The sequence below is a fragment of the Martinezella multihospitum genome, assembly GCF_900094585.1.
Lineage (GTDB): Bacteria > Pseudomonadota > Alphaproteobacteria > Rhizobiales > Rhizobiaceae > Rhizobium > Rhizobium multihospitium.
This window is the reverse complement of sequence record NZ_FMAG01000016.1, coordinates 39,240-53,564: the sequence shown is the minus strand read 5'-3', so window position 1 is coordinate 53,564 and position 14,325 is coordinate 39,240. Positions and strand designations below refer to the sequence as shown.

The window sequence follows — 14,325 nt, the reverse complement described above, 5'->3', positions numbered from 1 at the left end:
TGTTTCGTTGGTTGGGCCTGCGGGCAGATGTCTGTCCTAGTGCTTGCCCCTCACCCTAGCCCTCTCCCCGTTGGGAAGGGGAGAGGGGACCACAGAGCAAGACAACATGCCCAGTCTGGGAGAGGGCGATCATCAAGCGCTGTCAAATCCCCTCTCCCCGCATTGCGGGGAGAGGGCTAGGGTGAGGGGCCGGGCACAGAGCTTCGGAAAAACCGAAATCGCCAGCCTCTTCAATATAAAAGGGGCGCGGAAACGAATCCCGCGCCCCGGAAAGTTTATGAAGGCGCAGCTTATTCGGCCGCGTCGTCCTTCTTCTTGTCTGCAGCGATTTCCTGGCCGGTGGCCTGGTCGACGACCTTCATGGACAGGCGAACCTTGCCGCGCTCGTCGAAGCCGAGCAGCTTGACCCAGACCTTGTCGCCTTCCTTGACGACGTCCTGCGTCTTGGCAACGCGCTCGGAAGCGAGCTGCGAGATGTGGACGAGGCCGTCGCGGGCGCCGAAGAAGTTGACGAAGGCGCCGAAGTCGGCGGTCTTGACGACCGTGCCTTCGTAGATCTGGCCGACTTCCGGCTCGGCGACGATCGAGTGGATCCACTTGCGGGCCGCTTCGATTTCCTTGCCGGAGGACGAGGCGATCTTGACGGTGCCGTCGTCTTCGATGTTGATCTTCGCGCCGGTCTTTTCGACGATTTCGCGAATGACTTTGCCGCCGGAGCCGATGACTTCACGGATCTTGTCGACCGGAATGTTCATGACCTCGATGCGCGGTGCGAATTCGCCGAGCTGGCCACGGCTCTCGGAGATGGCCTTGGCCATTTCGCCGAGGATGTGGGTGCGACCGCCCTGGGCCTGGCTGAGAGCGACCTTCATGATCTCTTCGGTGATGCCGGCGATCTTGATGTCCATCTGCAGCGAGGTGATGCCTGCTTCCGTGCCGGCAACCTTGAAGTCCATGTCGCCGAGATGGTCTTCGTCGCCGAGAATGTCGGAGAGAACGGCGAAGCGATCGCCTTCCAGGATCAGACCCATGGCAATGCCGGCAACCGGCTTGGCCAGCGGCACGCCGGCATCCATCAGAGCGAGGGAGGTACCGCAAACCGTCGCCATCGAGGACGAGCCGTTCGATTCGGTGATTTCGGAGACGACGCGCAGCGTGTAGGGGAACTGTTCAGCCGACGGCAGCATCGGGCGGATAGCGCGCCATGCGAGCTTGCCGTGACCGATTTCGCGACGACCCGGGGAGCCCATGCGGCCGGTTTCGCCAACCGAGTAGGGAGGGAAGTTGTAATGGAGCAGGAAACGCTCCTTGTACATGCCCGTCAGGCTGTCGACATATTGTTCGTCTTCGCCGGTGCCGAGCGTGGCGACGACGATTGCCTGCGTTTCACCGCGGGTAAACAGCGCCGAACCGTGCGTGCGCGGCAGAAGGCCGACTTCCGAGACGATCGGGCGAACGGTCGACAGGTCGCGGCCGTCGATGCGGCTCGACGTGTCGAGAATGTTCCAGCGAACGATCTTGGCCTGCAGGTGCTTGAAGATGGCGCCGACTTCTTCGGCCGTGTACTTGGCTTCGCCTTCCTCGGGCAGGAAGTGTGCCTTGACCTTGGCCTTGACGGCGTCGACGGCGGCGTAGCGATCGGCCTTCTGCGTGATCTTGTAGGCGTCGCGGAGTTCGGCTTCGGCGAGGCCGAGCATTTCCTTCTCGAGCTCGGAATAGTCTTCCGGCTGGAAGTCGCGGGGCTCCTTGGCGGCAACTTCGGCGAGCTTGATGATCGCGTCAATGACAGGCTGGAAGCCGCGGTGACCGAACATGACGGCGCCGAGCATGACGTCCTCAGGCAGTTCCTTGGCTTCGGATTCAACCATCAGAACAGCGTCCTGCGTACCGGCGACGACGAGGTCGAGGGTCGACTCGTCCATCTCGTCGAGATGCGGGTTCAGCACGTATTCGCCGTTGATGTAGCCGACGCGAGCGCCGCCGATCGGGCCCATGAACGGGATGCCGGAGAGCGTCAAGGCAGCCGAGGTCGCGACCATGGACAGGATGTCCGGATCGTTTTCGAGGTCATGCTGGATGACCGTCACGACGACCTGCGTGTCGTTCTTGTAGCCTTCCGGGAAGAGCGGGCGGATCGGACGGTCGATCAGGCGGGAAACGAGCGTTTCGTTTTCGCTCGGACGGCCCTCGCGCTTGAAGTAGCCGCCGGGGATCTTGCCGGCAGCGTAGGTCTTTTCCTGGTAGTTGACGGTGAGCGGGAAGAAATCCTGGCCCGGCTTCGGAGCCTTGGCGGAAACGACGGTCGCAAGCACTACGGTCTCGCCATAGGTGGCGACGACGGCGCCGTCGGCCTGGCGGGCGATCTTGCCGGTTTCCAGCTTCAGCGGGCGGCCTGCCCACTCGATTTCGACGGTATGGATATCGAACATATCTTATCCTTGCACAGTACGGGAAAAGGCGCCGTGGCCGACGAGTTCGGCAGGGCGCATCTTCAACCGCACGAAGTGTGACGCATCACGGGCAAGACAACGAGAGGCTTTCGAAAGTCGGCCGAAGCGTGAAGCTTCGGCTGAAAGCATCCGGCAATCCTGCCCCATGACAGGTCAACGGTTGTTGTTGGCAGCACCGGCCCATCCGGGCTGCCGGCAATCTCGCATCGCGCCAATGCAAGGCGCAAGCGAAACGGTCTTCAAGGGTTCATACCCTCTATAAGCATCCGGCGGGCGTTCAGCAGAACGCCCGCCGGAGGTTTTATTAGCGGCGGATACCGAGGCTGTTGATCAGCTTGGTGTAACGGCCTTCGTCCTTCTTCTTGAGGTAGTCAAGAAGCGAGCGGCGGCTGGAAACCATCGTCAGAAGGCCACGACGCGAGTGGTTGTCCTTCTTGTGGTCCTTGAAGTGGTCCGTGAGGTTGTTGATGCGCTCGGTCAGGATCGCAACCTGGACTTCCGGAGAACCGGTGTCGCCTTCGGCGGTAGCGTATTCCTTGATCAGCGCAGCCTTGCGCTCAGCAGTGATCGACATCGGATGGTCCTTTCTATGAGAGGAGATTAAAGTCGCCAAACGCCGGGATGTCGTCCAGCATTGGCCGCGAATGCAATCAGGCACGCCCGATGCTGGCGCTGCCTATAAACCAAATGAGCGCCAATGGAAAGAGGGTTCTCCCTCGGGAGGTTTCCCAGGCCTTTTCAGCGTCCCGCCATGGCATCCCGGATCATCGCATCATAGCCCTCGGGATCCTGCAGCATGGCGAAATGGCTGGCGTCCTTCAGGATGACGAGCTTCGCGCCCGGTATCTCCTTCGCCATCATCTCAGTATGGTCGAGTTTAACCGCCTCGTCATGGTCGCCGATGGCAAGCGTCACCGGCACCGTGATCTTTCCAAGGTCGGCTGCGGTCCATGCCGGCTGCGTCGCCCACATCTGCGAGATCTGGTTGACGAAGGCGTCATATTCGTTCGGGGTCGGCGACAGCTTCTTGTAATACTCGCCGGCGACGTTGATGTAGTCGTTGAAGGTCTTGTTGCTCATGACGTTGGGCTTCACGCCGTCGGTCGTGACATTGGCGGCTTGCGCGATCACGCGGGTCAGCTTTTCGGGATGTTTCATCGCCATGTCGATGCCGATGATGCCGCCATCGGACCATCCGACCAGCGTCACCTTGCCGATCTTCAGATAGTCGAGCAGCGCCACGTAATCCGAAGTCATCAGATCGTAGCCGAACGGCTGCTGGCTGCGCGTCGAGCGGCCATGCCCGCGGCTGTCGGCGACGATGACGAGATGATCCTTAGCGAAATCGGCGACCTGAGCGCCCCAGACGTCGGCGTTCCCGAGGCCGCCATGGATGAAGAGGATCGGGTCGCCCGCGCCATATTCGGCATAATACATCTTGATGTCGTTGACATCGGCCATGCCGCTCGCCTTCGGCTGCGGCATCGGCGGAAAGGGTGGCAGCCCGGCCCAGCGCTCGGCGGAATGCGCGCTTGCGACTGTGAGGAACAATGAAAGGAACGTCAGTATGCCGATGGTAGCTCTGCGCATCTTCTCCCCCTTGAACGGGCCGTCATGGCCCGCCGGGGAGCATATCGCATCGCTATAACCCTGCAATAGCCGCCTTTTTTTGGCCGGCAGCAGGTCAGCCGAAGACGCGCTTCGGGCGGAATTCGCCTTGGCCGATCTCGCCGATGGCGATCAGCTTGCCGCGTGCCGTGGCATAGGCCTCGGTTTCGGCAACCGGCGCATCGCGGCCGCGCACCAGGATCGGGTTGCCCATTTTCAGGCGGTGTGCCTGGTCATCGCTGATGACGAGATGTGGCAGCGAAGAGAGGGCTTCCGCCGTGTCGATCAGCAGCGCATCGAGGGCTGCGAGCCGTTCGTCCGCGTCTTCGATCTCTTCCAGCGCCACAAGATCGGCAAGCGGCACCATCGCCTCCTCTGCGAAGGGGGCAACGAAGCTGCGGCGCAGGCCGGAAATATGGCCATAGCAGCCGAGATCGCGGCCGAAATCGCGGGCAAGCGCGCGCACATAGGTGCCCTTGCCGCATTCGACTTCGAAATGTGCCGTGTTGGCGTCCGGGCAGGCGAGCAGCGTCAGGCGGAAGATTTCGACTTCGCGCGAGGGGATCTCGACCGTTTCGCCTTCGCGGGCGAGGTCATAGGCGCGTTCGCCTGATATCTTGATCGCGGAGAACTGCGGCGGGATCTGTTGGATGACGCCGGTATAGTTCGGCAGCAGCGCGCGAATATCCTCTTCGCTCGGACGCTTGTCGGAGGTCGCGGTCACTTCGCCTTCGAGGTCGTCGGAAGCGCGTTCCTCGCCCCAACTCACGGTGAATTCATAGATCTTGCGGCCATCCATGACGTAGGGGACCGTCTTGGTGGCGTCGCCGAGCGCGACCGGCAGCATGCCGGATGCGAGCGGATCGAGCGTGCCGGCATGGCCGGCCTTCTGGGCCTTGAACAGCCACTTGATCTTGGAGACGGCTTCGGTCGAGCCGAAATCAATCGGCTTGTCGAGGATGAGCCAGCCCGAAATCGGGCGGCCCTTGGGCTTGCGTGGTTTGGACATTCTCTGTCTCTGTTATTGATCTTGGTCGTTATCGTCTTCGAGATCGCGGCTGACCTCGGGCGAACGCAGCAATGCGTCGATCTTCTTGTAATTGTCGAAGCTCGTATCGTCGCGGAAGCGCACTTCCGGCATGTACTTCATCTGGCGAAGCTGCGGACCGAGGCGGCCACGGATATATTTCGCATGGCGGTTCAGCGCCTCGATGACGGCGGCATGGTCGGAAACGCCGAGCGGGGTTACGAAGGCGGTCGCGATCTTCAGATCGGGCGACATGCGCACTTCGGAAATGGAAATCACGGTGCGCTCGATCAGGTCGTCGCGCACTTCGCCGCGCTGCAGGACCTGCGTGATCGCTGAGCGCACCTGCTCGCCGACGCGAAGCATGCGCTGCGAAGGCGCGGAAGAAGTTGGTCTGGTCATGGTTGTTCCGTTAGCAGCGTCCCCCAGGGACGCGATAAAGCGGGTGAAATGACTCGATCCGGCGCAAAGGTCAAGGCTGGACAGGGTTTGCGGCCCGCCAGAAGCCGAGAATCCTTGCGAATGCGGCCTGCTGCGCGGCCTCATCGGCAAAAGCGGATGCCGGAATATAGGTGACGAAGGACTCCGTATCGAATTCAATCCGCCCATTGCGGCGACCGATGTCCCGGATCTCGCGCCAGCCAAGCCAAATCGATGTATGCTCCGAATTCCAGGAGCCGCCCTCAGATGTGATCGTTACCGTAATGGTAACATCGGGACGTATGCGCGATCGCATCGTCGCCGTGCGCCGCCGCGTTGCCCACCGGGAATAGATCAGGATGAGCACATAGATGATCAGAGTCGGCACGAGCCAGATGATCGCCATGTCGCCCAAATCCATGGATGGCGACAATCCGAATACGGGAACAAAGACGTAAGCGCGCAACAAGTAGAACAGCACCGGGAAGCCCGCGCCGACACCGATTGCGGAGACGAACCGCCAAGCTGCCCGGTTATGCGCGTTCGGAGGGTGGCGAAGGGCAAGGCGTTGCCCTGCCTGCCACATGACAGCGACATGTTCGCTTGGCTGGCGAACGAAGGAGACGACGATCCTGTTGTCATCTTCGAGCATTGCAGTCACGTCGATGCTTCCTCGTGTTCGCCGGGATCCAAGAAAAAACCGCCGGTTTCGCCGGCGGTTTTGATGTCTTGCAAATCGAAGATTGCTTAGAGCGTACGGGTGATATGCTCGACGCGGAAGCACTCGATGGTGTCGCCGGCGCGGATATCTTCGTAGTTCTCGAAGGCCATGCCGCATTCCTGACCGACATTGACTTCGGACACTTCGTCCTTGAAGCGCTTGAGCGTCTTGAGCTTGCCTTCGTGGATGACGACGTTGTCGCGAACGAGGCGAACACCGACGCCACGCTCGACCTTGCCTTCGGTGACACGGCAACCCGCGACCTTGCCGACCTTCGTGATGTTGAACACCTCGAGGATCTCGGCATTGCCGAGGAAGGTTTCGCGACGCTCCGGCGACAGGAGACCCGACATCGCTGCCTTCACGTCATCCACCAGGTCGTAGATGATGTTGTAGTAGCGGATCTCGATGCCCTGACGCTCGGCGAACTGACGTGCCTGCGCATTGGCGCGGACGTTGAAGCCGATGATGGCCGCATTGGAGGCTTCCGCCAGCGAGACGTCCGACTCGGTGATGCCGCCGGCACCCGAATGGACGATGCGAGCACGGACCTCGTCGGTGCCGAGCTTTTCGAGAGCACCGGCAATGGCTTCGATCGAGCCCTGCACGTCGCCCTTGATAACCAGCGGGAATTCCTTCACGCCGACAGCCTGCAGCTGCGTCATCATCTGCTCGAGCGAGCCGCGCTGGCCGGACAGACGGGCAGCCGCCTTGTCGCGGGTGAGGCGCTGGCGGTATTCCGAGATCTCGCGGGCACGGCTTTCGCTTTCGACGACGGCGAACTTGTCGCCGGCCTGCGGTGCGCCGGAAAGGCCGAGCAGTTCGACCGGCATGGCCGGGCCCGCTTCCTTCACATGCTCACCCTTGTCGTTGACGAGCGCACGAACGCGGCCCCACTGATCGCCGGCAACGACGATCTGGCCAGGACGCAGCGTGCCCTTCTGCACGAGCACGGTGGCGACGGAACCGCGGCCGCGATCGAGCTGGGCTTCGATGACGGTGCCTTCGGCCGTGCGGTTCGGATTGGCCTTGAGGTCAAGGATTTCCGCCTGCAGCAGGATGGCTTCGAGCAGCTTGTCGAGGTTGGTGCGGTTCTTCGCGGAGACTTCCACGTCGAGCACTTCACCGCCCATGGATTCGACGAAGACTTCGTGCTGCAGCAGTTCCGTGCGGACCTTCTGCGGATTGGCTTCGTGCTTGTCGATCTTGTTGATCGCCACGATGATCGGAACACCGGCCGCCTTGGCGTGGTTGATCGATTCGATCGTCTGCGGCATCACGCTGTCGTCGGCAGCAACCACCAGGATCGCGATGTCGGTCGCCTGGGCGCCGCGGGCACGCATCGCCGTGAAGGCGGCGTGGCCGGGCGTATCGATGAAGGTGATCTTCTGACCGTTCTGCTCGACCTGATAGGCACCGATATGCTGGGTGATGCCACCGGCTTCGCCGGCTACCACGTTGGCATGGCGGATGGCGTCGAGCAGCGAGGTCTTGCCGTGGTCGACGTGACCCATGATGGTAACGACCGGCGGACGCGAAACCAGTTCGCCTTCCTCGTCGGCAACGTTGAAGATGCCCTGTTCGACGTCGGATTCCGAAACGCGCTTGACCGTGTGGCCGAATTCGCCGGCGATGAGTTCTGCCAGATCGGCGTCGATGACGTCGCCCGGCTTCATCATCTGACCTTCCTTCATCAGGTACTTGATGACGTCGACGGCGCGTTCGGACATGCGCTGCGACAATTCCTGAATGGTGATGGTCTCGGGCAGCACGACTTCACGCGAGATCTTTTCGCGCGTTTCCTGCATCTGGCTGCGGCGGAACTTTTCCTGGCGGCGGCGCATGGCCGAAAGCGAGCGACCGCGTGCGTTGCCGTCTTCATCGACATCGGCCGTCGTGACCGTCAGCTTGCCGCGGCGCCGCTCGTCCTCGGTCTTCGGACGCGTGGTGACGGGCTTGGCCGGCTCAGGCCGGGTGACCTTGCCGCGGATCGGAGCACCGCGGGACGGGCCACGGCTTTCCTCTTCCTCGTTGCCGGGGCGGCGGCGATTGGCCGGTGCTTCCGTGGCTGCAGCGCCGGGGCGGGCAGACTGCGGAGTAGACGCATCCGGGCGGCGCGCAACGGCCGGCGCCGGAGCAGGCTGCGTAGCCGGCTTCGGAGCTTCAACCTTCGCCTCGACCGGAGCGGCCGGAGCCTGTTCAGCGACCTTGGCTGCTTCCGCGGCCTGGGCAGCCTCTTCGGCGGCACGGCGGACGGCTTCGGCCTGTTCGGCGACGCGGCGTGCTTCTTCTTCCACCCTGCGACGGGCTTCTTCCTCGGCGCGACGAACGGCGTCCGCGGCATCGCGAGCCTGTGCGTCAGCCAGCGCGCGGCGACGAGCATCCATCTCGTCGGCCGACAGATGGTTCAGGACCACCGGACGCGACGAGCGCTCCTGCTGCGGGCGCTGCTGATAGCCCTGGTTGGATTGTGCCGGCCGCTGCTGCTGGCCGCCAGGCTGATGAATGCGCGGAGCCGGCTGCGGCGGGCGCGGCGGCTGCGGTGTCGGCTCGGCGACGCGTGTCACCGATGGCGCTGCTGTCGTCGTCGGCGTGATTGGCTTTTCGTCTTCAGGACGTAGCGGGCGGCGTTTACGGGTCTCAACCACGACCGCCTTGGTGCGACCGCGGCCCATGTCCTGGCGCACGGTGCCCTGGTTTACGCCTGAAGGTTTCAAGGTGAGGGTCTTCTTACCCGAAACACTCAGCGTCTTGTCGTCTTGATTGTCGGTCATTCCGTTCCTGTTCCTTCGGACAGGGTACGGAATAGTCCGTCAGACCCTGTCGTTCAATGCATGTACCTTAATGAGGCGTCCGGCAAAGGCCGGTGACCGCGTCATTGTTTTCGCCGGCCAGCGCCGCCCGTTGCCCGGGACTGACCGCCGTTGCGGTACCGTTCGAGCAGGTTTGCGCGCTTCACTACACCCTCACCCGCCTGCCCTGCAAGCGCTGCGGCATGGATAAAAGCATTCTGGCCCATCAGTTCGTCCATTTCCGCCTCCGTAAAGACACGGAAGGACGGTATTACTGCTTCGGTCTCCATGCCGAGATGCCAGGCCTTGCGCGCCTGGTCGATCTTGCGCACGCCATCGGCGGCGGCGTTCATCGCATGGAACACGGCAAGTGCCGAGCCGTTGCGAACGGCGCCGTCCACCTTCGACGAGCCGGATACGAACTGGCCCGCCTTGCGTGCCATGTTCATCATCCCGGCCAGTTGCGCCGCAAGCAGGCGGTCGACGGTGGCGCCGAGATCGCTCGGCGCGGTCACCTCCGCCTTCAGGGCGCGGGAGAACAACTTCTTTGCCACTGCCTTGTCCACGAGTGCCCGGTCGACCTTGACCCAGCATCCGCGTCCCGGCAGCTGCCGCTTCAGATCCGGAACCACGGTTCCGTCCGGAGCGGCGACGAAGCGGATCAGCTCATCTGGCGATCCGCTTTCGCGTGTTACGATGCACATACGGCCATTTGTGCCGTCACCCGCAAGATCGTCGTCTTCGGGTGCAGCCTTCGGCCCCTCTGCGCTCATCATGCTTCCTGCTCGGCCTCGCCTTCACCTTCCGATGCCTCTTCGGCTTCGGTAGCGAGATCGGCTTCGGTGATCCAGCCGGCCAGCAGGCGGGCCTGCACGACCATCTGTTCGGCTTCGACGCGCGAGACTTCGAGCTTGGAGAACAGGCCTTCGAACTTCTTCGTCTCGCCGTTCTTGCGCTCGGACCAGCCGACGAGGTCGTCGGCGGCGCAGCCGGCGAAGTCCTCGATCGTCTTGATGCCGTCCTCGCCGAGGGCAACCATCATCTGCGCCGTCATGCCATTGATCTCACGCAGTTCGTCGGCAACGCCGAGCGACTTGCGCTTCTCGTCCATTTCGGCCTCGAGCTTTTCGAGATATTCGCGGGCGCGGGTCTGGATTTCCTGGGCGGTGTCTTCGTCGAAACCGTCGATCGAGGAGATTTCGTCGAGATCGACATAGGCCAGTTCCTCGACGGCGGCAAAGCCTTCCGAGGCCAAGACCTGCCCGACCATTTCGTCCACGTCGAGCGCGTCCATGAACAGGTTGGTGCGTTCGTTGAATTCCTTCTGGCGGCGTTCCGATTCCTCGGCTTCCGTCATGATGTCGATATCCCAGCCGGTCAGCTGCGAAGCGAGGCGAACGTTCTGGCCGCGGCGGCCGATGGCGAGCGACAGCTGCTCGTCCGGCACCACGACTTCGATGCGCTCGGCATCCTCATCGAGAACGACCTTGGCGACTTCCGCCGGCTGCAGCGCGTTGACGACGAAGTTCGCCGGCTCGCTGGACCAGGGAATGATGTCGATCTTTTCGCCCTGCAGCTCGCCGACGACGGCCTGAACGCGCGAACCGCGCATACCGACGCAGGCGCCGACCGGATCGATCGACGAGTCGTTCGAGATGACGGCGATCTTGGCGCGCGAGCCCGGATCGCGGGCCACCGACTTCACCTGGATGATGCCGTCGTAGATTTCCGGCACTTCCATGGTGAAGAGCTTGACCATGAACTGCGGATGCGTGCGCGACAGGAAGATCTGCGGGCCGCGCTGTTCGCGACGGACGTCGTAGACATAGGCGCGGACGCGGTCGCCGTAGCGGAAGTTTTCGCGCGGGATCATTTCGTCGCGGCGAATGATGCCTTCACCGCGGCCGAGGTCGACGATAACGTTGCCGTATTCGACGCGCTTGACCGTGCCGTTGACGATTTCGCCGACGCGATCCTTGAATTCGTCGAACTGGCGGTCACGCTCGGCTTCGCGCACCTTCTGCACGATGACCTGCTTGGCCGACTGGGCAGCGATGCGGCCGAAATCCATCGGCGGCAGCGGATCGGCGATGAAATCGCCAAGGGCTGCGTCCGGATTGCGGTCGCGGGCCAGTTCCAGCGGGATCTGCGTGGAATAGTCCTCGGCCTTCTCGACCACTTCGAGCAGACGCTGCAGGCGAATTTCACCCGTCTTCGGGTTGATGTCGGCGCGGATGTTCGATTCCGTACCGTAACGCGAACGCGCGGCCTTCTGGATCGCATCCGCCATTGCGGCAAGCACGATCTCGCGGTCGATGACCTTTTCGCGCGCCACTGCATCTGCGATCTGCAGAAGTTCTAGCCGGTTCGCACTGACTGCCATTGTCTTTAGTCTCCGTCTTCCTGCCCTTGGGTTCCCGTTCCGTCAGGCGGTTCGTTGATCGGTTATTCCTGGTCGTCCGCTTCGTTCTGGTTCGCTGCCTCGGCTTTCGCCAGCTTGTCGGCGCGCAGCGCGTCGCGGATGAGATCGTCCGTCAGGATCAGCTTGGCTTCGGCCAGCGTGCTGAACGGAATGGTCACCTTGGGCTCCTCGCCATAGGCGACCTGGTCGCGTTCGATCGTGAAGCCGTCATTGTCGACGGCGGCGATCTTGCCGCGGAAACGCTTGCGGTTGTCAACGAGGATCGACGTTTCGCACTTGACGATGTGGCCGATCCAGCGCTGGAAATCCGACTTTCGCACCATCGGGCGGTCGATGCCGGGCGAAGACACTTCAAGATGATACGCCTTATCGATCGGATCTTCCACATCAAGGACCGGAGAAATGGCCGTGGAGACCTCTTCGCAGTCCTCGACGGTCATGGTGCCGTCGTTGCGCTCGGTCATGATCTGCAGCGTCAGGCCGTTCAGATTGAGGAGGCGCACGCGCACCAGGCGGAAGCCCATGCCCACAAGAACGGGCTCGATGATGGCGGCGACGCGCTGGTCAAGGCCGGTTTCGACGATCAGCCTGGGTTCATTGGTATTGTCTGCGTTTGTCACGTCCGACAAGCATTCACTCCTGCATTGTTCATGCATTGGGAGATCGCGCTAATAAAAAAGAGCGGGTCCTTGCGGCCCACTCTTCATCACGCGATCAAGAATTTGAAGCCGATATAAGCCCCTTTCCGGCAAATTGCAAGGCAGTCGCGTCGAAAGGCTTGTCGGCCGCTATTTGAGCACGCCGAGCATGGAGCTATCGGGATAGCAGGTGGGCTTCATGCCGCTCTTCTCCTGCCACTGGCCGATAGAGCGCCGCGTCTTGTAGCCCGGAAGGCCGTCGGTGCCGCCGACATCATAGCTCTTGCGCTCCAGCACCTTCTGCATGCCGGCCACATCCGAGCGCAGCATCTTGCCAACATCGCCCCATTTTTCCTGGAAGGCGCCGCTGCCCGAGGCGATGCGGTCGGCGAGATTGCCGATATAAAGGCCGTAGAGGTCGGAGTTGTTGTATTCCTTGATGGTGTAGAAATTTGGCGTGACGATGAATTCCGGCCCGTCGCGGCCGGCCGGCACCAGCATCATCCCACTGGCCTTCAATTCGTCCGCCGGAAAGGCCTTGCCGGAGACCGGCTTGATGCCGAGCGAGGCCCATTGCGATATCGGCTTGGCGAGATCAGGCCCTTCCTGCGCGCAGGAGACATTCTGCGGGATCGTGACTTCGTATCCCCAGCCGCGGCCGCGCTGCCAGCCCTTCTGAGCCATATAGTTGGCTATGGATGCTAGCGTATCCGGCACCGAGGTCCAGATGTTGCGATGGCCGTCTCCATCGAAATCGACGGCATATTTCAGGTAGTTGGTTGGCATGAACTGCGGTTGACCGAGCGCGCCGGCCCAGGAGCCCTTGAACTGATCCGGCGTCACGTCGCCATGCTGAAGAATTCGCAGCGCGGCGATCACTTCGGTGCGGAACATGTCCTTGCGGGTCGACATGAAGGCCTTGGTCGCCAGCACCTGCATCGCCGAATTCGGCAGCTTGGCGGCACCGAAGCCGGTCTCTCTGCCCCAGATGGCCAGCAGGATCGGCCCCGGCACGCCATAGGTCTTCTCGATCTTTCGCAGCACCGGCCCATATTGCGAGGCGAGGCTCCGCCCGGTCGCCGCCAGCTTCTGCAGCCGCGCCTCGTTGAAATAGGGGGCGGGGGAAGAGAATTCGGCCTGGCTCTGCGCCTGTTGCTTGGGTTTTGGGAAACCCGGCGGTTCGAGGTCAGGCAGATCCCAGTTCAGCGTCACGCCGGCGAAAGCGGCCTGGAAGGTCTTTGCCGAAATCCCGGCTTTCTGCGCTTCCGGCCAGAGATCTTTCTGGATCCAGGCCTGAAACTGCGCTTCAACATCAGCTTTGGAGGCGGCGAATGCGGGTAGGGGGAGTAGGGCAAGGAGGAAGATAAGCAATGGCAGAATGTGTCGGAAGATACCCCCCTCTGTCCCTTTCAGGACATCTCCCCCACAAGGGGGGAGATTGTTGGCGGCGGGCTTCGCGCCATATCGAAGGTCCGAAGTTTCTGTAGTTGCAGTGGCAAATGGTTTCGCGGAGACGGTGTCGCAAGCGGCCAATCTCCCCCCTTGTGGGGGAGATGTCACGAAGTGACAGAGGGGGGTGCGCACTCTCCTCATGAATCAGTCCTTTATCGCAGCAATCAAATCGCCGTCCGCGCCCTGAGCGCAGCCGCAAGCGTGCCCTCGTCGAGATAATCGAGCTCACCGCCAACGGGCACGCCATGGGCAAGCCGAGTGATCTTCACTTCGAGACCCGCCAGCTGGTCGGTTATATAGTGTGCTGTGGTTTGCCCCTCGACCGTCGCATTGACGGCGATGATGATTTCGCGGATGCCGCCTTCGCCGACGCGGGCAATCAGGCCGCGAATGTTGAGATCATCAGGCCCGACGCCATCGAGCGGCGACAGCACGCCGCCGAGAACGTGATAGGCGGCGTTCATCGCGCCGGCGCGTTCGAGCGCCCAGAGGTCGGACACGTCTTCGACGACGATGATGACGGATTGGTCGCGCCGGTCGTCTGTGCAGACGGTGCAGGGATCGACGGTATCGACATTGCCGCAGCGCGAGCAGATCTTCACCTTGTCATAGGCATCGCCCATGGCGTGGGACAGCGGTCCGAGCAGCTGGTCCTTCTTCTTGATCAGATGCAGCGCCGCGCGGCGCGCCGAGCGTGGCCCGAGGCCCGGCACCTTTGCCAGAAGCTGGATGAGTTTTTCGATTTCGGGGCCGGTGACTCGCTTTGCCATGGGAGGCTTTTAGCTCATATGCTCA

Annotated in this window: 12 protein-coding genes; all 12 read right to left on the bottom strand. The window is 62.2% G+C overall.

Translation table 11 applies throughout. The features are described 5' to 3' along the window. Positions 1-290: 290 nt before the first annotated feature. The 12 genes from pnp to recR all read right to left on the bottom strand — a co-directional run bounded on the left by pnp (position 291) and on the right by recR (position 14,300). Positions 291-2,429, bottom strand: coding sequence for a polyribonucleotide nucleotidyltransferase (pnp, locus tag GA0061103_RS34065; RefSeq protein ID WP_092720345.1), 2,139 nt, complete (start codon positions 2,427-2,429; stop codon positions 291-293). 325 nt (positions 2,430-2,754) lie between these two features. After that, positions 2,755-3,024 carry a 30S ribosomal protein S15 gene (rpsO, locus tag GA0061103_RS34060; protein ID WP_092720343.1) on the bottom strand — a complete coding sequence of 90 codons (270 nt, stop codon included), beginning with the start codon at positions 3,022-3,024 and terminating at the stop codon, positions 2,755-2,757. 164 nt (positions 3,025-3,188) lie between these two features. Continuing rightward, the gene (locus GA0061103_RS34055) at positions 3,189-4,040 is read right to left on the bottom strand and encodes an alpha/beta fold hydrolase (RefSeq protein ID WP_092720341.1); all 852 of its coding nucleotides are present in this window, start codon (positions 4,038-4,040) and stop codon (positions 3,189-3,191) included. Between the two features lie 94 nt (positions 4,041-4,134). Continuing rightward, entirely contained in the window at positions 4,135-5,067 is a 933-nt protein-coding gene (truB, locus tag GA0061103_RS34050) for a tRNA pseudouridine(55) synthase TruB (protein WP_092720339.1), read from the bottom strand. 12 nt (positions 5,068-5,079) lie between these two features. Further along, positions 5,080-5,487 (bottom strand): 30S ribosome-binding factor RbfA, encoded by a 408-nt coding sequence (gene rbfA, locus GA0061103_RS34045; RefSeq protein WP_092720337.1) that lies wholly within the window; start codon positions 5,485-5,487, stop codon positions 5,080-5,082. A 70-nt stretch (positions 5,488-5,557) separates the two neighbouring features. Beyond that, on the bottom strand, positions 5,558-6,157 hold the full coding sequence (locus GA0061103_RS34040) for a hypothetical protein (RefSeq protein ID WP_245304960.1): 600 nt from the start codon (positions 6,155-6,157) through the stop codon (positions 5,558-5,560). Between the two features lie 95 nt (positions 6,158-6,252). Beyond that, a complete protein-coding gene (infB, locus tag GA0061103_RS34035; RefSeq protein WP_092720333.1) occupies positions 6,253-9,000 on the bottom strand; it encodes a translation initiation factor IF-2 in 2,748 nt (915 codons plus the stop codon). A 101-nt stretch (positions 9,001-9,101) separates the two neighbouring features. After that, positions 9,102-9,794, bottom strand: coding sequence for an RNA-binding protein (locus tag GA0061103_RS34030; protein ID WP_092720331.1), 693 nt, complete (start codon positions 9,792-9,794; stop codon positions 9,102-9,104). Next, positions 9,791-11,401, bottom strand: coding sequence for a transcription termination factor NusA (gene nusA / locus GA0061103_RS34025; RefSeq protein WP_092720329.1), 1,611 nt, complete (start codon positions 11,399-11,401; stop codon positions 9,791-9,793). The genes GA0061103_RS34030 and nusA overlap by 4 nt, the downstream gene beginning before the upstream one ends. A gap of 62 nt (positions 11,402-11,463) precedes the next feature. Further along, the gene (rimP, locus tag GA0061103_RS34020; protein ID WP_092720327.1) at positions 11,464-12,069 is read right to left on the bottom strand and encodes a ribosome maturation factor RimP; all 606 of its coding nucleotides are present in this window, start codon (positions 12,067-12,069) and stop codon (positions 11,464-11,466) included. A 159-nt stretch (positions 12,070-12,228) separates the two neighbouring features. After that, positions 12,229-13,671 carry a lytic murein transglycosylase gene (locus GA0061103_RS34015; protein WP_425349582.1) on the bottom strand — a complete coding sequence of 481 codons (1,443 nt, stop codon included), beginning with the start codon at positions 13,669-13,671 and terminating at the stop codon, positions 12,229-12,231. 23 nt (positions 13,672-13,694) lie between these two features. After that, positions 13,695-14,300, bottom strand: coding sequence for a recombination mediator RecR (recR, locus tag GA0061103_RS34010; protein ID WP_092720325.1), 606 nt, complete (start codon positions 14,298-14,300; stop codon positions 13,695-13,697). Between the last annotated feature and the right edge of the window lie 25 nt (positions 14,301-14,325).

Excerpts from the sequence above, each read along its gene's own strand:
- GA0061103_RS34040 (WP_245304960.1), bottom strand. The coding sequence starts at position 6,157 with ATGCTCGAAGATGACAACAGGATCGTCGTCTCCTTCGTTCGCCAGCCA.
- truB (WP_092720339.1), bottom strand. The coding sequence starts at position 5,067 with ATGTCCAAACCACGCAAGCCCAAGGGCCGCCCGATTTCGGGCTGGCTC.
- infB (WP_092720333.1), bottom strand. The coding sequence starts at position 9,000 with ATGACCGACAATCAAGACGACAAGACGCTGAGTGTTTCGGGTAAGAAG.
- GA0061103_RS34015 (WP_425349582.1), bottom strand. The coding sequence starts at position 13,671 with ATGAGGAGAGTGCGCACCCCCCTCTGTCACTTCGTGACATCTCCCCCA.
- GA0061103_RS34055 (WP_092720341.1), bottom strand. The coding sequence starts at position 4,040 with ATGCGCAGAGCTACCATCGGCATACTGACGTTCCTTTCATTGTTCCTC.
- rbfA (WP_092720337.1), bottom strand. The coding sequence starts at position 5,487 with ATGACCAGACCAACTTCTTCCGCGCCTTCGCAGCGCATGCTTCGCGTC.
- rpsO (WP_092720343.1), bottom strand. The coding sequence starts at position 3,024 with ATGTCGATCACTGCTGAGCGCAAGGCTGCGCTGATCAAGGAATACGCT.
- pnp (WP_092720345.1), bottom strand. The coding sequence starts at position 2,429 with ATGTTCGATATCCATACCGTCGAAATCGAGTGGGCAGGCCGCCCGCTG.
- GA0061103_RS34030 (WP_092720331.1), bottom strand. The coding sequence starts at position 9,794 with ATGATGAGCGCAGAGGGGCCGAAGGCTGCACCCGAAGACGACGATCTT.
- nusA (WP_092720329.1), bottom strand. The coding sequence starts at position 11,401 with ATGGCAGTCAGTGCGAACCGGCTAGAACTTCTGCAGATCGCAGATGCA.
- recR (WP_092720325.1), bottom strand. The coding sequence starts at position 14,300 with ATGGCAAAGCGAGTCACCGGCCCCGAAATCGAAAAACTCATCCAGCTT.